The 17,147-nt window shown below is 66.8% G+C and carries 15 protein-coding genes and 3 pseudogenes; 4 read left to right on the top strand and 14 right to left on the bottom strand.

Annotation, left to right across the window (positions count from 1 at the left end; translation table 11 throughout):
• The 3 genes and pseudogenes from A5681_RS28095 to leuS form a co-directional block, all read left to right on the top strand.
• Window positions 1-77 (top strand): annotated as a pseudogene (locus A5681_RS28095) (hypothetical protein); the annotation flags it as partial.
• Window positions 49-204, top strand: a pseudogene (locus tag A5681_RS26215) (LpqN/LpqT family lipoprotein); the annotation flags it as partial. The pseudogenes A5681_RS28095 and A5681_RS26215, both read left to right, overlap by 29 nt.
• 191 nt (window positions 205-395) lie before the next feature.
• The gene (gene leuS, locus A5681_RS00450) at window positions 396-3,308 is read left to right on the top strand and encodes a leucine--tRNA ligase (protein ID WP_067268582.1); all 2,913 of its coding nucleotides are present in this window, start codon (window positions 396-398) and stop codon (window positions 3,306-3,308) included.
• A gap of 13 nt (window positions 3,309-3,321) precedes the next feature.
• Here leuS and A5681_RS00445 read toward each other — a convergent pair whose 3' ends face one another.
• The 14 genes and pseudogenes from A5681_RS00445 to A5681_RS00380 form a co-directional block, all read right to left on the bottom strand.
• The gene (locus A5681_RS00445) at window positions 3,322-3,993 is read right to left on the bottom strand and encodes an SDR family oxidoreductase (protein ID WP_067268579.1); all 672 of its coding nucleotides are present in this window, start codon (window positions 3,991-3,993) and stop codon (window positions 3,322-3,324) included.
• 48 nt (window positions 3,994-4,041) lie between these two features.
• A complete protein-coding gene (locus A5681_RS00440; RefSeq protein ID WP_067268577.1) occupies window positions 4,042-4,551 on the bottom strand; it encodes a MarR family winged helix-turn-helix transcriptional regulator in 510 nt (169 codons plus the stop codon).
• Between the two features lie 72 nt (window positions 4,552-4,623).
• Window positions 4,624-5,364, bottom strand: a complete 741-nt coding sequence (locus A5681_RS00435; RefSeq protein ID WP_067268575.1) for an amino acid ABC transporter ATP-binding protein — start codon at window positions 5,362-5,364, stop codon at window positions 4,624-4,626.
• Entirely contained in the window at window positions 5,361-7,178 is a 1,818-nt protein-coding gene (locus tag A5681_RS00430) for an ABC transporter substrate-binding protein/permease (RefSeq protein ID WP_067268572.1), read from the bottom strand. The genes A5681_RS00435 and A5681_RS00430 overlap by 4 nt, the downstream gene beginning before the upstream one ends.
• Before the next feature lie 48 nt (window positions 7,179-7,226).
• The gene (locus tag A5681_RS00425) at window positions 7,227-7,967 is read right to left on the bottom strand and encodes a GntR family transcriptional regulator (protein WP_067268569.1); all 741 of its coding nucleotides are present in this window, start codon (window positions 7,965-7,967) and stop codon (window positions 7,227-7,229) included.
• A 110-nt stretch (window positions 7,968-8,077) separates the two neighbouring features.
• A complete protein-coding gene (locus A5681_RS00420; RefSeq protein ID WP_067268566.1) occupies window positions 8,078-8,863 on the bottom strand; it encodes an LLM class F420-dependent oxidoreductase in 786 nt (261 codons plus the stop codon).
• Between the two features lie 15 nt (window positions 8,864-8,878).
• The gene (locus A5681_RS00415) at window positions 8,879-9,793 is read right to left on the bottom strand and encodes an alpha/beta fold hydrolase (RefSeq protein ID WP_067268564.1); all 915 of its coding nucleotides are present in this window, start codon (window positions 9,791-9,793) and stop codon (window positions 8,879-8,881) included.
• 120 nt (window positions 9,794-9,913) lie between these two features.
• A complete protein-coding gene (locus tag A5681_RS00410) occupies window positions 9,914-11,122 on the bottom strand; it encodes a DUF1214 domain-containing protein (RefSeq protein WP_067268561.1) in 1,209 nt (402 codons plus the stop codon).
• 2 nt (window positions 11,123-11,124) lie between these two features.
• Complete coding sequence (locus tag A5681_RS00405) at window positions 11,125-11,928, bottom strand: sugar phosphate isomerase/epimerase family protein (protein ID WP_067268559.1); 804 nt, start codon at window positions 11,926-11,928, stop codon at window positions 11,125-11,127.
• A 1-nt stretch (window position 11,929) separates the two neighbouring features.
• Window positions 11,930-13,099 (bottom strand): sulfotransferase family protein, encoded by a 1,170-nt coding sequence (locus A5681_RS00400; RefSeq protein ID WP_067268581.1) that lies wholly within the window; start codon window positions 13,097-13,099, stop codon window positions 11,930-11,932.
• Window positions 13,096-14,223, bottom strand: a complete 1,128-nt coding sequence (locus tag A5681_RS00395) for an LLM class flavin-dependent oxidoreductase (protein ID WP_067268557.1) — start codon at window positions 14,221-14,223, stop codon at window positions 13,096-13,098. The genes A5681_RS00400 and A5681_RS00395 overlap by 4 nt, the downstream gene beginning before the upstream one ends.
• Before the next feature lie 159 nt (window positions 14,224-14,382).
• Window positions 14,383-15,480 (bottom strand): inositol-3-phosphate synthase, encoded by a 1,098-nt coding sequence (locus tag A5681_RS00390; protein ID WP_067268555.1) that lies wholly within the window; start codon window positions 15,478-15,480, stop codon window positions 14,383-14,385.
• 60 nt (window positions 15,481-15,540) lie between these two features.
• The gene (locus tag A5681_RS00385) at window positions 15,541-16,083 is read right to left on the bottom strand and encodes a PadR family transcriptional regulator (protein WP_003874738.1); all 543 of its coding nucleotides are present in this window, start codon (window positions 16,081-16,083) and stop codon (window positions 15,541-15,543) included.
• Window positions 16,084-16,240: 157 nt separating this feature from the next.
• Window positions 16,241-16,840: pseudogene (locus tag A5681_RS00380) on the bottom strand (hypothetical protein); the annotation flags it as partial.
• On the opposite strand from A5681_RS00380, the gene A5681_RS00375 reads away from it, so the two are divergent.
• The coding region (locus A5681_RS00375) for a DUF1707 SHOCT-like domain-containing protein (RefSeq protein ID WP_231996181.1) at window positions 16,803-17,147 on the top strand (345 nt) is incomplete at its 3' end. The pseudogene A5681_RS00380 and the gene A5681_RS00375 overlap by 38 nt on opposite strands.

Here is a 17,147-nt window from a genome sequence, read left to right as displayed (position 1 = left end):
ACCCCTCCGGCGAGGGGCTGCACGTCGGCCACCCGCTGGGCTACATCGCCACCGACGTGTACGCCCGCTACTTCCGGGATGATCCGCGAGTATCTGCAGTCGAAGGGGGTCAAGCTCGAGGCGCAGAAGCCCGACGGGCTCAAGGCACTCGACATCACCCTGCCGGTGCCGGCCCGTTGGACCCAGGTCCCCGACCCCAACGTGCGGGCCACAGGATGGTCTCGGTTCCATTGCGCACTGCCAGCAGGCTTGTCAGAGGCCGACTGTAACTACAGGTCAAAGCCCGTGAATAGGCTCGAAATCGAGCTGGGATGAACCTCTGATCGGTGCGCAACGGAACCGAGACCATCCTGTGGCCCGGCGGGCGGCCGGGGGTTGCCTTATACCCTGTTCAGGTGACCGAATCCCCGACCACTGCCGCCGAGAGCAACCCCGGCGCCGTCCAGACGGACTCCGACGCGCCGACGTTTCGTTACACCGCGGCGCTGGCGGGCCGAATCGAAAGCAAGTGGCAGGAGAATTGGGCGCAGCACGGGACGTTCAACGTGCCCAACCCGGTCGGCTCGTTGGCCCCCACGGATGGGACGCCGGTCCCCGCCGACAAGCTGTTTGTGCAGGACATGTTTCCGTACCCCTCCGGCGAGGGGCTGCACGTCGGCCACCCGCTGGGCTACATCGCCACCGACGTGTACGCCCGCTACTTCCGGATGATCGGGCGCAACGTCCTGCACGCGTTGGGGTTCGACTCCTTCGGGCTGCCCGCCGAGCAATACGCCGTGCAGACCGGCACCCATCCGCGCACCCGCACCGAGGCCAACGTCGTGAACTTCCGACGTCAGCTCGGCCGGCTGGGTCTCGGCCACGACAGCCGGCGCAGCTTTTCGACCACCGACGTCGAGTTCTACAAGTGGACGCAGTGGATCTTCCTGCAGATTTACAACGCCTGGTTTGACACCGAGGCCCGCAAGGCCCGCCCGATTGCCGAGCTGATCGCGGAATTCGATTCCGGCGAAAGGCAACTCGAAGACGGCCGCGAGTGGTCTGCGCTGTCGGCGGGGGAGCGCGCCGACGTGATCGACAGCCATCGATTGGTCTACCGCGCCGACTCGATGGTGAACTGGTGTCCGGGCCTGGGCACGGTGCTGGCCAATGAAGAGGTGACCGCCGACGGCCGCAGCGATCGCGGCAACTTCCCGGTGTTCCGGAAACGGTTGCGGCAGTGGATGATGCGGATCACGGCCTACGCCGACCGGCTGCTCGACGACCTGGAACTGCTGGACTGGCCGGAACCGGTCAAAACCATGCAGCGCAACTGGATCGGCCGCTCCATCGGAACCCGGGCACTGTTCTCGGCGCGCAACACCAACGGCGAGACGGTCGACATCGAGGTCTTCACCACGCGGCCGGACACGATGTTCGGCGCCACCTACCTGGTGCTCGCTCCCGAGCACGACCTGGTCGACGGGCTCGTTGCGGCCAGCTGGCCAGAGGGGACCGACCCGCGGTGGAGCTACGGCGCCGCGACGCCGGGGGAGGCCGTCGCCGGTTACCGGCAGGCGATCGCGGCGAAGTCGGACCTCGAGCGGCAGGAGAGCAGGGAGAAGACCGGCGTCTTCCTAGGCAGCTACGCGACCAACCCCGCCAACGGCGAGCCAGTGCCGATCTTCATCGCCGACTACGTGCTGGCCGGGTACGGCACGGGCGCCATCATGGCGGTCCCCGGCCACGACCAGCGCGACTGGGATTTTGCCCACGAGTTCGGGCTGCCGATCGTGGAAGTCATTGCCGGGGGTGATATTTCGGAGGGCGCCTACGCCGGCGACGGTGTGCTGGTCAATTCCGGTTACCTCGACGGGATGGACGTCTCGGCGGCGAAGGAGGCGATCACCGCGCGCCTGGAGGCGGACGGCCGCGGCTGGGGTCGGATCGAATTCAAGCTCCGGGACTGGCTTTTCGCCCGGCAGCGTTACTGGGGCGAGCCGTTCCCGATCGTCTACGACAGTGACGGGCGCGCCCACGCGCTCGACGAAGCGGCGCTGCCGGTCGAGTTGCCCGACGTGCCGGACTACTCGCCGGTGCTGTTCGACCCCGACGACGCCGCCAGCGAACCGTCACCTCCGCTGGCCAAGGCGACCGAGTGGGTCCACGTCGAGTTGGACCTGGGCGACGGCCTGCAACCCTACACCCGCGACACCAACGTGATGCCGCAGTGGGCCGGCAGCTCCTGGTACGAACTGCGCTACACCGATCCGTACAACTCGGAGCGGTTGTGCGCCAAGGAGAACGAAGCGTATTGGATGGGTCCTCGGCCCGATGAGCACGGCCCGCAGGACCCCGGCGGTGTCGATCTGTACGTCGGAGGCGCCGAACATGCGGTGCTGCACCTGCTGTACGCGCGGTTCTGGCACAAGGTCTTGTACGACCTCGGGCACATCACCTCGAAGGAACCGTACCGGCGCCTGGTCAACCAGGGCTACATTCAAGCCTTCGCCTACACCGACTCGCGCGGCTCCTATGTCCCCGCCGACGAGGTGGTCGAACGCGGCGGCCGCTTCTTCTATCCGTCACCCGACGGCGAGATCGAGGTCTTCCAGGAATTCGGCAAAATCGGTAAGAGCCTGAAGAATTCGATTTCGCCTGACGAGATCTGCGACGAGTACGGCGCGGACACGTTGCGGGTGTACGAGATGTCGATGGGACCCTTGGAAGCCTCCCGCCCGTGGGCCACTAAGGATGTCGTCGGGGCGCATCGCTTCCTGCAACGGGTGTGGCGGCTGGTGGTGGACGAGCAGACCGGCGCGACCCGGGTGGTCGATGTGGCCGGGCAGCAAGAGCTCGAGAACGACACCCTGCGAGCACTGCACCGCACCATTGCGGGTGTTTCGGAAGACTATGCGGCACTGCGGAATAACACGGCGGTGGCCAAGCTGATCGAGTACACGAACCACCTGACCAAGGAGCATCGCGACGCGGTACCGCGCGCGGCGGTCGAGCCGCTGGTGCTGATGCTTGCGCCGCTGGCCCCGCACATGGCCGAGGAACTATGGCTGCGGCTGGGCCACGGCACGTCGCTGGCGCACGGCCCGTTCCCGCACGCCGACCCGGCCTACCTGGTCGACGACAGCGTCGAATACCCGGTCCAGGTCAACGGCAAGGTGCGGGGGCGCGTGGTGGTTGCCGCCGACGCCGACCAAGACACGCTGAAGGCCGCGGCATTGTCGGACGAGAAGGTCCAGGCGTTTCTGGCGGGCGCCAATCCGCGCAAGGTGATCGTCGTCCCCGGCCGGCTGGTCAACCTGGTCGTCTAGCCGAGGACCCGAGTCACCGGCCCGCGGGCCGCAGCACGATCTCGTGGACGTGACCGTCCGGGGGAGTGGCCACCACGTTGGCCACCGTGGTCGCGACCGTCTCTGGCTTGAGAAACTTGGCGGGGTCGTACGCGCCGCCCTCGAATGCGACGAGTTCGCGCTGCATTTCGGTGTCGGTGCGGCCGGGATAGACCGTAGTCACCCGCAGCTGCGGTTCGTCGGCGCGCAGCGAGTCGGCGAAGGCGCGCAACGCGAACTTGCTCGCCGAGTACGAGGCCATCCCGGGTGAGACGTTGCGCCCCGCACCGGAGTTGATGAAGACCACCTGCCCGCGGGCGCGTCGCAGGGCCGGCAGCAGCACCAACGTAAGTTCCACCGGCCCAAGCACATTGACGGCGAAGGTGGCGCGCCACTCATCCACGGTGGACTCCGCGACATGACCGGGGAAGGACACACCGGCGTTGTGCACCAGCACGTCGAGTTCATCCACGACCTCGCAGGTGGCCTCGATCTCGGAAGGGTCGGTCAGGTCCAGCGGAAAGGTCGTCGCGTCGAGCCGCTCCGCGACGGCGTCGAGCCGGTCGGACGGCCGACCGGCCAGCAGCAGCGTGTGGGTGGGGGCCAGCGCGGTGGCGATTGCGGCACCGATGCCGCCGCCTGCGCCGGTGATGAGTGCAGTTGGCATGTATTGCAGTCTACGGGCGCCAGCAAATCTCTTGTCGGGCAGGTGTTTTCAGGCTTCGTTAGCGGCCGCCGCCGGCTCGCCCGCGGGTCCGGGGGCCGGTTCACCGGAGGCCAGCCGCTCCAGCGGGGCCAGCGCCTGCATCAGGGTGTCCAGGTCGGCGGGCGGCAGTTGACTGAGCATCGCCGCCAGGGAGGCGCGTCGGTTGGCCAGGGACTCGCCGTGGACGGCCCGTCCGCGTGGGGTGATGTCGACCAGCACCGCCCGCAGATCGGACGGATCACGCGAGCGCTTCACCAGACCGAGCTTTTCCAGCCGGCGGATCGCCACAGTGGTGGTGGGAGTACGCACCCGTTCGTGGGCCGCCAGATCCGTCATCCGAATCGGGCCCTGATCCAGCAAGGTCACCAAAATCGACAGTTGCGCCAGCGTCAGTTCGCCCGCGGCCGCGGTGCCGCTCGGGTCGCCGCGACGCAAAATCGAAAACAATTTGGACAGCGCACGGTGCAAACCTTCCGCAAGCTCGGTCACATCGGCCGCGGTGGATTCGCTGTCCGCCATAACCGGGGAGTCTAACGCGATATCAGGCGGGTACAAGGTAGCTAAGCCTACTAAATAGTAGTGATGGGGCGGTCAAAGTACCTGGGACAGGAATCGCTGTAAACGTTCGGTCTGCGCGGCCTCGAAAATCTGCTCCGGAGGGCCGGATTCCACGACCTTGCCCCGATCCATGAAGACCACCGTGTCGGATGCCGAGCGGGCGAAACCCATTTCGTGGGTGACAACGATCATCGTCATGCCGTCGGCGCCGAGGTCGGCGATGAGTTGCAGAATCCCTTTCACCATTTCGGGATCCAGCGCAGAAGTCGCCTCGTCGAAGAACATCACCTGCGGCGCCATGGCCAGCGCGCGGGCGATCGCGACCCGTTGTTGCTGACCGCCGGACAACATGCCGGGCCGCGCATCGGCCTTGTGCTTCAGGCCAACTCGCTCCAATTGGGCCAGGGCCAAGTCGCGGGCTTCGTCGGCGGGCAGGCGGTGCAACTTGCGCGGCGCCATCGCTACGTTTTTCAGCACACTCAGGTGCGGGAAAAGGTTGAAATGCTGAAACACCATGCCAATGCGCTGGCGGAGTTTGTTGGGGTCGTCGCGCAACACCGATCGGCCGTCCAACAGGATGTCGCCGCTGTCCGGTTCGTGCAGCCTGTTCAAGGTGCGCAGCAGCGTCGACTTGCCCGATCCGGACGGGCCGATGACGGCGACGGTGGTTCCGGCCGGGGCCTCGAAATCGACGCCCCGCAGCACCTTGTTCCCGCCAAGGGTCTGGTGAATGTCTTTGGCGGCCAGCGATACTGGCGCATGCGCCGCGCTCACGTGATCTCCTGCCCGAACGTCGTCGTGAGCATGCCCGAAGTGTCGTCCGGGTCGGGGGTGCCCCGACCACGGCGCAGGCGCGCGTCGATGTAATTCACCAAATGCGTTAACGGAATGGTCAATATCAAGTAGAAGAGGCCCGCGGCCACCAACGGCGACAGGCTGCCGGTCTGGGCGTTCAAGTCGCGGCCGACCTGGAAAAGCTCGCGCTGATCGGCGATCAGGCCGAGGAAGTACACCAAGGCGGATGCCTTGAGCAGCCCGATGAATTGATTGACCAGCGCAGGCAGCACGCGCCGTATTCCCTGCGGCACCACCACCAACCGCATCGCGGTCGTGTAACTGAATCCCAGCGCGCGGGCGGCCTCCAACTGGCCGGGGTCCACGCTTTGGATTCCCGAGCGCAGGATTTCACCGATGTAGGCGGCGGCCATCAATCCCAACGCCGCGATTCCCAGGGGATAGGGGTTCTTGTTGGTCAGCCCGCCGACCAACGGCCCGATGCCCATCCCGATCAGCAGGATGATCACCACTTCGGGCAGGCCCCGAAAGATATCGGTGTACACCCGCGCCGGCCAGCGCAGCCAACGCCGGTGCGAGATTCCCGCCATGGCCAGCACCATCCCGAGCGCGAGGCCGATCACGATGGCGCTATTGGTCAGGATCAGCGTGTTGGGTAGCCCGGTCGTGAGCAGAACGGGGATGGCTCGTCGGTACATCTCCCAGTCGAAGAACGAATCACGCAATTGGGCCAGGGTCGATTTGGGGGCGGCCGGTCCCGTCGCGGTGCGGTGCTGGCTCGCGGCGATCGCGGCGAAGTCGGGCAAGTTCGGTGCGGGTGCCGCTTTCGACCCGGGTTTCCAGCCGGGCGGCAACGTGCGCGGCACCCACTGGCAGTAGAGCTTGGCCCAGGTGCCGTCGGCGATCACCGCATCCAGCCCGGAGTTCAGCGCATCGATCAGCGGCTTGTTCTCCTTGGCCACCGCGTAGGCCACGAAATTGCCTGGGCTGAAAGTGTTCGCGACGGTCACGGCGGGGTCGCCCGGGCGAATGACGGTCGCGGCGAGCGTTCCGGGCGCCACCCATGCATCGATCTGACGGGTCTTGAGACTGGCGTACAGGGTGGCGAAGCCCGGGTACTTCACCGGTTGCAGATGCAGCGTGTCGACGACGTAGGACTCCTCGACGGTGCCCTGGACCACGCCGATGCGCTGGCCGGCCGCCAGGTCGCTGAACTTGTGGATCGGCGAGCCGGGGGGCACCACGAGGGAGTAGAAGCCAAAGTCGTAGCCATTGGTGAATGCGACGGTGTGGCGGCGCTGGTCGGTCGCCTTCACCGAGGCCGAGCCGACGTCGAAGCGCCGGGACGCCACTTGAGCCAACAAGGCGGAGAAGTCGGTGCTGACGAAGCGGAGCTGCAGATGCAGCTTGTCGGCGATGGCGCGCAGCAGCAAGTTGTCGAAGCCGCTGAATTCACCGGTCGGGTTGATGCAGATGTTGGGCGGGGCGTCCGAGAGAGTTCCCACCGTCAGCACGCCGGGCGTGCCGAGGCCGAGTGCGCCGATGTCGACGGAGCCGAGCGGTTCGACAGAGCTGGTCGTGTCCCGGTCTTCTTGCGGCGTCGGCTGGCTCTCGGTCAGGTCTTTGGGCAAGACCCTTGCGCTCTCCACGCCGGAGGGCGCGCATTGGTTCCAGTCGGCGGCCGCGGGCGCGGCCGGGCCACCTAATGCCATGCCGCACACCAACACCGTCGTCGCGGCCAATCCGAACAGCCTTCCGCGGCGCCGGGGGCGTCGGAACGCGCGCGCATTCATCCCTGCCACCGTATCGACACGACGGCGGCTCCGTCGGGTAAGCGTGCCCTAGACCGCCAACGACGGTTCGACGCTCACGGCGTCGGCGTCGGCGAGCACGTCGAGCGGTTCCGGCACCACCGCGACCACGTCGTCGGGTGCGGTGAACACCCTGCGCCGGGACAGTTCGGCCAGCATCGTCTGAGCCATCAGGTACGAGCGTCCAACACACGCGGCCCGGGCGGCCTCGGGGTCGCGCCGGTTGATCGCGGCCGTCTCCTCCTCGTAAAACGGGAGGATCTCTTCGCGGCTGCCCTGGTAAATCAACCAGAACACCCGGGGCACCAGGTTTTGCGAGGCCCGGATCGTGGCGTGCAGTCGCGGTCCGGCGTATTCGTCGTTGATCGTTCGCCGGTATTCCGCCGCGATGTCGCAGAACGCCCTCGAATCCTTGGCGGCGCGCAGCGATCGCATCAGGGCGTCGAGCTGGCCCAGGATCCGCGGGGTTGGGCTGGTGGCCGCGCGCGCGGAGGCGATGCCGTTGAGCAGGCCCTCGAGTTCGTGATGCTCGAGGACGGTCGCTTCGTCGAACCGCTCCACGAACGCCCCCCGGTGATAACGGGTGGAGACAATGCCGTCGTGTTCGAGTTGCACCAGCGCCTCTTGAATGGGAACGCGGCTTACCCCCAGCCCCAGCGCGATCTCATTGCGATCGACGCGGTCGCCGCTACGCAGTTTTCCCGTCAGCAAGAGGTGCAGGATGTGCGAAACAACCAGGTCCTTTTCTTTGACCCCGTATTTCTTCGGCATTCGTTATTGAGTCTCTTTCAAACCCGGTGCGGCCAACTAGCGCGAGAAGTTTCTCACGAGTTGGCTCGTATTTTCCGGCGTTTGGCGGAGGAATCTTGCGGCGAAAGGTCTTAACGACTATCGCGCCACCGGCAGAGGGCTTCCGCGGCGCCCAGGTCGTAATCGGGACCATCACACGCGACGGTCAGCAGCGTCACCCCGAGGTCGACGAGCCTCTCGGCGTTGTCGACCAGCCCGCCGCGGTCCTGCACGGCGGCCGAGCGTTCGATGCTCGCCGGATCGCGGTCGACGTCGGCGCAGTGCCGGGACAGGACGTCTGACTTGGCCGGGAACTCGTCGGCGGAGGTGAAGCTGTGCCACATGTCGGCGTATTCGGCGACCAGCCGCAGCGTCTTACGCTCCCCGCCCCCGCCGATCAGGATCGGAATGTCGCGGGTCGGCGGCGGATTCAGCTTGGCCAGCCGCGCCTGGATGCGGGGGAGCGCGCCGGCGAGGTCGTCCAGCCGGCTGCCCGCGGTGCCGAAGTCGTAGCCGTATTCGTCGTAGTCCTTCTGCTTCCAGCCCGAGCCGATGCCCAGCACGAGCCGGCCGTCACAGATGTTGTCGACGGTCCGGGCCATGTCGGCCAGCAGCTCGGGATTTCGGTAGGAGTTGCAGGTGACCAGCGCGCCGATCTGAATGCGCGAGGTTTGCTCGGCCCAGGCCCCGAGCATGGTCCAGCATTCGAAATGCGCGCCGTCGGGATCGCCGTAGAGGGGAAAGAAGTGGTCCCAGTTGAACGCGATGTCGACACCGATGTCCTCGCAGCGGCGCACGGCGTCACGGATTTGGCGGTACTGCGGCGCGTGCTGAGGTTGTAGTTGCACACCGATGCGGATGGGGAAATCAGAGGCCATGCGACCACCGTAGGCTCACCGCGCGTCGAGCACCCCGCGCAGCAGCTCGATCAGGGCCAGCGGCTGGTCGCTTTGCACGGAGTGGCCCGAATTTTCCACAACGTGCGCGGTGCGGAAATGCTTTGTGCGACGGCTCAATTCGGCCGCATCGTCGTCGCTGACGAATCCCGAGTTGCCGCCGCGGATGAGGGTGATCGGAGCCGACAGCCTGTCCACGTCCTCCCATAGCACGTCGAAGTCGGGGAACTTGCGGATGGCGTCGTAGCGCCAGGTCCAGTTGCCGTTGTCCAGCCGTCGGGAGTTGTGAAAGACGCCGCGGCGCAGCGCCTTCACCTCACGATGCGGTGCCGCGGCGACCGTCAGGTCGAGCATGGCCTGGAAGCTGGGGAATTCGCGCTCGCCGTGCATCAGCGCCACGGTGCCCTGTTGTTCCTTGGTCATCTCCGAGTGGCGCTGCAGGGCCGACGGGGTGACGTCGATCAGGACGAGTTCGGTGACGAGTTCGGGCGCCACGGCGGCCAGCCGTATCGCGGTCAACCCACCGAGTGACATGCCCACGACCAGATCGGCGCTGGGCGCGTGCTCGCGCACCGCGGGTAGCAGGGCGTCGGCGTTCAGTTGCGGCGAGTAGTCACCGTCCTCCCGCCATGCCGAATGGCCGTGCCCCGGCAGGTCCAGAGCCAGTGCCGGCTCACCGAGGCCGACGATGACGGTGTCCCAGGTGTGGGCGTTCTGGCCGCCGCCATGCAGGAAGACGATCCGAGGGGGAGTGCTACCCCAGCGCAGGCCGCTGATCTTGGCCTCGCCGGCGCCCGCCTCCACGCGTTGCACGTCCGGGAGCGGACCCGTGACACCGGCTTGCTCGGCATTCTCGGATAGCAGCGAGAACTCGTCGAGCCCTTCGAGTGCGTCTTCGGAGATGTCGGCCACGGTCTAGACACTAGTGGTGACCGCAAGCGCCGCGGAGCGGGGCGAAGCGGGTCGTCGCCATCGAACTCGTGGTGACCGCAAGCGCCGCGGAGCGGGGCGAAGCGGGTCGCCACCATCGAACTAGAGCACGTAGCGCCGGCGAATCCCGTGGAATCGTTCCCACATTGCGGCGGTGCGCTCGGCGGGGCTCACCATCGCGGTGTCCTCCGGTAGGGCGGCGAGCAGTTCGCCATGCTTGACGACTTGGGTGCTCAGCGCGGCGGGTTCGCCCTCGAGCATGTGCCGGTAGGTCAGGTTGCCGCAGGCAAAGCCTTGGGTGTCGAGCCAGTTGTGCACGCCCGGATCACGATGAGCCATGACCAGACGAACGCGGCCGTCGGCGTCGGTCTTCGTGCGGCTCGGCGTGTAGCTCACCGGCCGGTACAGGTAATCCATGCTGTTGAAGAAGACGCCCATATTGGTCAGCATCCACAACCCGTCGTGGGCGCCGAATTCGACGATCAGCGCCTCGTCGTCCGCGAGTTCCCAGTACATGTTGGCGGCGGCGCGGCCGCGCCTGGCGTCGGCATCGGTCGCGTCGACTTGAGGGAAGGCGTTGGGGTGGTTGGCGTCGACACCGCCGTAGGTGAAGGGGAACTCGGGCCAGTCGGCCATCAGGCCCGTCACGAACTCACCGGCCCAGCGCATCGCCTCGACCATCTCGGGTGGCGAGGGCAACGTTTTCGGGGAATCCATGTCGGTCCGTTCGATGCGGAGCTGCGCCGGCAGCTCCTCCCAGCGGTCGAAACCCTGGCGGATGAACAGCTTTCGTGAGCCCGTGGTGGTGGGCAGCCAATTCGGCCCGCGCTCGGGGCCGCCGATGTACAACTCGAATTCTCCGTCGTCGCCGACCTGGAGCTGATGGCCGAGCAGGTTGGCCTCCGGTGTGTCACCGAACGGTTCGTGCAGCACGCCCGGGCCCGGCGTACGCGGGCCCTGCACCGTGACGTTGAAAAACCTTGCGGTGCCGCGGGTCCCGGTGAGCCGGTACGTCGACTGCCCGTCGATCCACGCTTGCTGGTAAGTGAAGTCGGCGCAGTCGCCGCCCAGTTTGCGGGTCGGGCCACAGAAGGTGTGCAGCGCCGGGTAGCGGGTGTTGCGGGTTTCGAGTGCCAGATCGAAGGCCTGGCCCAGGTTTTGAGTGAGGAACCGGTAGGCGTCGACCCGATGGGTGCCCGACGCCGGGTTGGCCTGCTTGAAGGCCCGCTCGCCCGCTTGCTGCAGCCGCGCGCAGAATTCCGTCCAGGCCTGCTGCAGCGCCGCGTCGTCGGGTCCGTCGCCGAAGGCCATGTTCACGCACCGAGCCTGTCGAGCATCGCGCTGACGACGTCGCATGCGCGCTGGGCGGCTTCCAGGTGCCCCTCCCGGTCGATGCGGGGGCCAAGCAGTTCCAGGTCGAAACCGTGGCGGTAGCCGCCGGCGAGCGCTTGGGCGACGAAGCCCTCGAGCGGGATCGTGCCGTCGCCGGGCACCGCCCTGGCCGGCAGCGCCCGGTCGCCAAGCACATAGTCGCTGAGCTGGATCAGCGCGGTCCTCGGTAGTGCCCGCCGCACCATCTCCGCCAAATCCCCCTCCGCCCAACAGTGAAACACGTCGATGCACAGGCTGAGGTCGGCCATTTCGGCCAGCGCGACCGCGTCGCGCAGGGTGTGGGCCAGGTGGATGTCGGCGTAGAGGCTGGACGCATTCTCGACGGCCAGCGCCACCCCGGCCGCCTTGGCTTGCGCCGCGCAGGGAGCGACCATCGCGCAGAATCGGTCGGCCGCCTGCGCCCAGGTGAGGTCACCGCGCCCGCCGGTCAACATGTAAACGGTGCGGGCTCCCACGGCGGCGGCGGCGTCGATCACGGTCGCCAGCGCGGCGCGGGCGGCGTGCGGGTCGCTGGACAGACTGCCGCCTGCGAACAGGTGGTAGACGGCCTCCACGGAATAGGCGTGGCCGTGCAACAGCATTGGGAACTGGGGCTCCAGAAGTTGGCTGTCCAGGATGCTCAGCCGGGAGACGCCGAGCGCCGCCCAATGAGCTTCCAGTTCGGCCAGCGACTCACCCTGGAAGGTGACGTTGTGGACCGACAGACGGTGGTGTGGGCCGGTCATGTCAGGCGCGGCTCTCGATCGCGACGCCGAATCGTTCTCGGAATGGCCGAAACTCGGCGTGCAGCGCATCGAGGTCCTCGCCGATGTCGGTCAGCAGTTGGGTGGAGTAGGTGAATTTCCCGTAGCGGTCGCCGCGATTGTTGACCAGGTACGCGCGCATCGCCGATTCGGCGTCGTCCGATAGTTCCCGACCGCAGAACTCGTAGTAGCGCCGGACCGTGCCGATGTGGTCGGCGACGAAGTCGGCGTAACGCACGTGCAGGATACGGGGATCGTCGACCAGCGGATTGCTCATCGTGTTGGCGATGCTAGCGCGGGTCATCTCGAGGTGCTTCTTCGCTTCGGCGTGCAGGTCGACCGGACCCACGATGCCTTCGGCGATGTCGGCCATCATCATCGTGCGGGACGCGGCGACTTGGACGGGATCGCGGTGCAGCCACACCAGGTGCCCGTCTGGATAGGTGTCGAACAGTTCCTTGAGGCGGAAACCGTGAAAGCCCTTCAGCACCCAGTATTTTCGGGGCCGGCGATATTGCAGCTGTTGCAGCATGGCCTTGTGCAGCCGGTATTGCGCCGCGGCATCGGTGGGCAGGCCGCCGACCAGCGACTGCATCGGCACGCGCCACCAGGCGGTGGGTGTCATCACCCGGAAGTCGAACGCCCAGGTGCGCTCGTCCTCAGGCAGGCCGTCGCCCAGCATGTCGTTGTACGGATGGCTGTGCAGCCACTTGGGCATCTTCGCGTTGATCTCGCGCCAATCCGCGTCGGCCCGCTCCCTGCGGTCATCGTCGGGGGCGGCCACACCCGGGGGCGGTGACGGATACATCACCTCCCAGAAGCGCAGCGCCCGAGCGCGCGGATCAACGGACATCAGGGCGTGCATGAGCGTTGTGCCCGAACGGGGTTCGCCCGTGACGAACATCGGCCCGTCGATCACCTCGTCGGCGATCGGGTAGCGGTTGCGGTCTTCGATGAACTCCAGCCGCGATGTCAGCAGCCATCGACACACCTGCGCCGCCTGGCGGTTGCCCTCGGTGTCCATGCCGAGGCCGTTGAGATGGTCGACCGCGACGGTAAAGCGTTGCGGCAAGGTGGGATCGCCATAGTCGCGCAGTCCGGTTTCGGCCTCGGCGTCGGCGAGCAGCCGGGCGGCGTCCAGGGGCGCCGTCACGACCGCTCCCCGCACAGCCGCATCAGCTCGTCTTCGGCGGCGCGCACGTTGGCGGCCGAAGTGGCGGCGTGGCTCAGGCCGGCCATCGCGCCGTAGTCCAGGATCTTGGGGACGCGCAGTCCCGCGTCGACGTATGTCTTCACGATCTTGGCAACCTTCGTCGGCGTGCCGTGCGGGACCGCGGCGAGCACCATTTCCGGCCGCGCCTTGGCGAGGAATTCCAGGATTCGTTCGCGGGTGAGCACCGCGGGATCGATGTCTTGGAATCCGCGCCACCGATCACCCATCGGGTGTTCGAATCCGAAGCCGCGCAACGTTTCCGCCGATACCTGCAGCAGGAACGCCTTGACCAGTGGTGCTTGCAGGATCTCGGCGAGGGCGTCCTCGTCGGCGCCGATCAGACACACCTGGATGAAGCATGGTGTGATCGACTGCGGATCGCGGCCGGCGCGTTCGGCGGATTGCCTTACCGCAGCGAGCATTTCGGCGTAGTGCTCGGGTGTCCAGGCGCCGGCGGGCCACCACCCCTCCGCGTACCGGCCGGCGATATCCAGCATCCGCGGGCCGCTGGCGCCGATCCAGATCTGCGGCGGCCGGCCCCCGTAGGGTTCGGTGTCCAGCCGGGCATGGCGCAGCGAGTAGAACCGCCCGTCGAAATCGACCGGGCCGTCGCTCTCCCAGAGCAGCCGGATCACCGTAAGGGCTTCCTCGAAGCGGCTGACCGGCCGGGAGAAGTCGAAACCGTAGGGCAGCGTGTTCTCACTCTCGCCGCTGCCAAGGCCGAGGATGAAACGCCCCTTGGCGAGGTGGTCGATCGTGAGCGCCGTCTGGGCCAGCATGCTGGGGTGGCGGCGCACGGTGTCGACGACTGCGCTGACGAGCGGGACGTTCTTCGTAAGGACGGCGGCCGCGGCGGCTACCGCCAGGCCGTCCAGGTGGCGGTGCGGCGACGGGGAGGCCGTGGCCAGGTCGGTGAATTCGGGGGTCCAGATGGAGTCGGGCCAGAAGCTGACCATGTGGTCGGGCAGCCAGATCGAGTGGTACCGGCCGCTGTCCAACTCCTCCAGCCGGGACAGGTCCAGGGGGAGGGTGGTGCGTAGGAATGCTGCGGGGTGCACGGTCATCGAGAGATGATGCTAAGCACATGCACAGCGCCACGGGGATGAATTCGTTCTAGCGGCCGCAGCGCCGACCGTCACGCTGGCGCGACAAGGAGACCCGCAGGAAACGAAAGTGCGGTGAGGTCACCGAAACGACCTCACCGCACAATCGGTGGAACTGGGTCAGCCCTCGATGATGAACTCTTCGAGCTGCGCACGCGCGACGTCGTCGGGCAGCTGCTGCGGAGGGCTCTTCATCAGGTAGGCCGAGGCCGGGATAACCGGCCCGCCAATGCCGCGGTCCTTGGCGATCTTGGCCGCCCGCACCGCGTCGATGATGACGCCCGCCGAGTTCGGCGAGTCCCAGACCTCGAGCTTGTACTCCAGGTTCAGCGGCACGTCACCGAACGCGCGGCCCTCCAGCCGCACGTAGGCCCACTTGCGGTCGTCGAGCCAGCCGACGTGGTCGGACGGGCCGATGTGCACGTCCTTGGTCTTGAACTCGCGTTGCAGGTTGGAGGTGACGGCCTGCGTCTTGGAGATCTTCTTGGACTCCAGCCGCTCGCGCTCGAGCATGTTGAGGAAGTCCATGTTGCCGCCGACGTTGAGCTGCATGGTGCGGTCCAGCTGCACGCCGCGGTCCTCGAACAGCTTCGCCATCACGCGGTGGGTGATGGTGGCGCCGACCTGGCTCTTGATGTCGTCGCCCACGATCGGCACGCCCGCGTCGGCGAACTTCTTGGCCCACACGGGGTCCGAGGCGATGAACACCGGCAGCGCGTTGACGAACGCCACGCCGGCGTCGATCGCGCACTGGGCGTAGAACTTGTCGGCCTCTTCCGAGCCCACGGGCAGGTAGGACACCAGCACGTCGACCTCGGCGTCCTTGAGCGCCTTGACCACGTCGACCGGCTCGACGTCGGAGAGCTCGATGGTGTCGGCGTAGTACTTGCCGATGCCGTCCAGCGTGGGGCCGCGCTGCACCACCACGTTGGTGGGCGGCACGTCGGCGATCTTGATCGTGTTGTTCTCCGAGGCGAAGATCGCGTCCGAGAGGTCGAAGCCGACCTTCTTGGCGTCCACGTCGAAGGCGGCAACGAACTTGACGTCGCGCACGTGGTACTGGCCGAACTTGACGTGCATCAGACCGGGCACGGTGCTGTTCTCGTCGGCGTTCTGGTAGTACTCGACGCCCTGTACCAGCGAAGACGCGCAGTTACCGACGCCGACAATGGCGACTCGTACCTCCGTCGACGCGATTGGCGCGTTCTGGTCACTCATAAGGGCGTTCTCCTAACTCCATAACTCTGTGTCGCAGCTGATGAATTTCGTGCAGGGGTTTTACGTCTGCTCGGAGAGGCCGGGCATCGCCCGCTCCGCAGCAATGAGCTCGTTGAGCCACTTCACTTCGCGCTCGCTGGACTCGAGCCCCAGTTGGTGAAGTTGGCGGGTGTAGCGATCGAACGAGCTGCTGGCCCGCGCCACGGCTTCACGCAGGCCTTCCCGTCGCTCCTCCACCTGACGGCGGCGGCCCTCCAGGATGCGCATGCGCGCCTCCGCCGGTGTCCGGTTGAAGAACGCCAGGTGCACCCCGAAGCCGTCGTCGGTGTAGTTGTGCGGACCGGTGTCGGCCACCAGCTCACCGAAGCGCCGACGGCCCTCGTCGGTTAGCTGGTAGACGCGCCGTGCCCGCCGGACCGGCGTGCCGGCCGGGGCGGCGTCTTCGGCGATCAACCCTTCGGCCTGCATCCGCCGCAGGGCGGGGTACAGCGAACCGTACGAGAACGCACGGAACGCGCCGAGAAGTCCGGTCAACCTTTTGCGCAACTCGTACCCGTGCATCGGCGATTCGATCAGCAGGCCCAGGATGGCGAGCTCAAGCACCGAATCACCTCCTTTGCACGGCTGGTTACGACGGCTCGACGCCTCGCGTAATCGTATCGTCTCGATATATTCGCCACAACACCACCGGATGTTCGTCAGCTATTAGTCCGGGTGCGCGGAATCGAATCGCGCCGGCAGCCGGCCGGCTCGCCGGCGGTTAAGACGGCAGGTTCAGTTGCTTCACGGTGCCGTCACCTGCGAAGACGATGTAACCACCACCGTAGTCGGTGGAGACGTACAGCGACAACGACAGGGCGCCGGGGGTGGTCGGGTCGCTCGCCGGCTCGATGTTGAGGTATTCGGTCTTGACGTCCGATTGCTTCATGTGGAGGGTCTGCGGGGCGCCGCGCATGATGCCGACCGTCGCGGTGACGTCGAACTTGCTCAGGTCCACCGGGAAGGGCCCGTCCGCGGAACTTTTCGCGGAGCTCGTCGGGTCGCCCCAGCCGCCGCGATAGGTGTAGGCCAGGACGCGGCGATCGTCGGAAGGATCGGGCCGGTCGAGCACCGCGTACGTCGGATAGATCACCATGCGGTAGCCCATCGTGTCGCCGAAACGTTTGCGTGTTTGCTCGAGCAGGCCCGTCAGCCCGCCGACCGAATGCAATTGGGTGGGTGGGGTCAGCACGAGCGGGGCGACTCCGTCGGGCTTGGCCCCGGGGTCCGTGGTGAAGTCCAGCGGCGACTCGGTGTTGCCGTACATGCCCCACCCGATGCCGATGCCCAGCAGCACCGACACGACGAATGCGGCGGCGAGCACCCGCGCCAAAGACGTCAACCGGCAGGACGCCTGCAAGATCCTCGACAACGCCCTCAACGACGGCGAGCTTTCCATGGAGGAGCATCGGGAACGGGTGAGCGCGGCCACCAAGGCCGTCACGCTCGGCGACCTGCAGGATCTGGTAAGCGACCTGCAGACCGACAGCAGTGCCCTGCCGACGACCGCCGCCAAGAGCCGGCCGGTGCCGCCGAGGCTCGGGGGCTGGGGGGTGCTCGCCGCCGCATTCGTCGTGTCGGTGCTGCTGGGCATCGGCATCGGGTGGGGCATGTACGGCAACACCGAG

The organism is Mycobacterium scrofulaceum, from assembly GCF_001667885.1.
GTDB classification, from domain to species: Bacteria; Actinomycetota; Actinomycetes; order Mycobacteriales; family Mycobacteriaceae; genus Mycobacterium; species Mycobacterium scrofulaceum_C.
This window is presented reverse-complemented; position numbering and strand designations above follow the sequence as displayed.

Coding starts and splice junctions, on each gene's coding strand:
- A5681_RS00445 (WP_067268579.1), bottom strand. CDS start 3,993: ATGCCAACTGCACTCATCACCGGCGCAGGCGGCGGCATCGGTGCCGCA.
- A5681_RS00440 (WP_067268577.1), bottom strand. CDS start 4,551: ATGGCGGACAGCGAATCCACCGCGGCCGATGTGACCGAGCTTGCGGAA.
- A5681_RS00430 (WP_067268572.1), bottom strand. CDS start 7,178: ATGAATGCGCGCGCGTTCCGACGCCCCCGGCGCCGCGGAAGGCTGTTC.
- A5681_RS00425 (WP_067268569.1), bottom strand. CDS start 7,967: ATGCCGAAGAAATACGGGGTCAAAGAAAAGGACCTGGTTGTTTCGCAC.
- A5681_RS00420 (WP_067268566.1), bottom strand. CDS start 8,863: ATGGCCTCTGATTTCCCCATCCGCATCGGTGTGCAACTACAACCTCAG.
- A5681_RS00410 (WP_067268561.1), bottom strand. CDS start 11,122: ATGGCCTTCGGCGACGGACCCGACGACGCGGCGCTGCAGCAGGCCTGG.
- A5681_RS00405 (WP_067268559.1), bottom strand. CDS start 11,928: ATGACCGGCCCACACCACCGTCTGTCGGTCCACAACGTCACCTTCCAG.
- A5681_RS00395 (WP_067268557.1), bottom strand. CDS start 14,223: ATGACCGTGCACCCCGCAGCATTCCTACGCACCACCCTCCCCCTGGAC.
- A5681_RS00390 (WP_067268555.1), bottom strand. CDS start 15,480: ATGAGTGACCAGAACGCGCCAATCGCGTCGACGGAGGTACGAGTCGCC.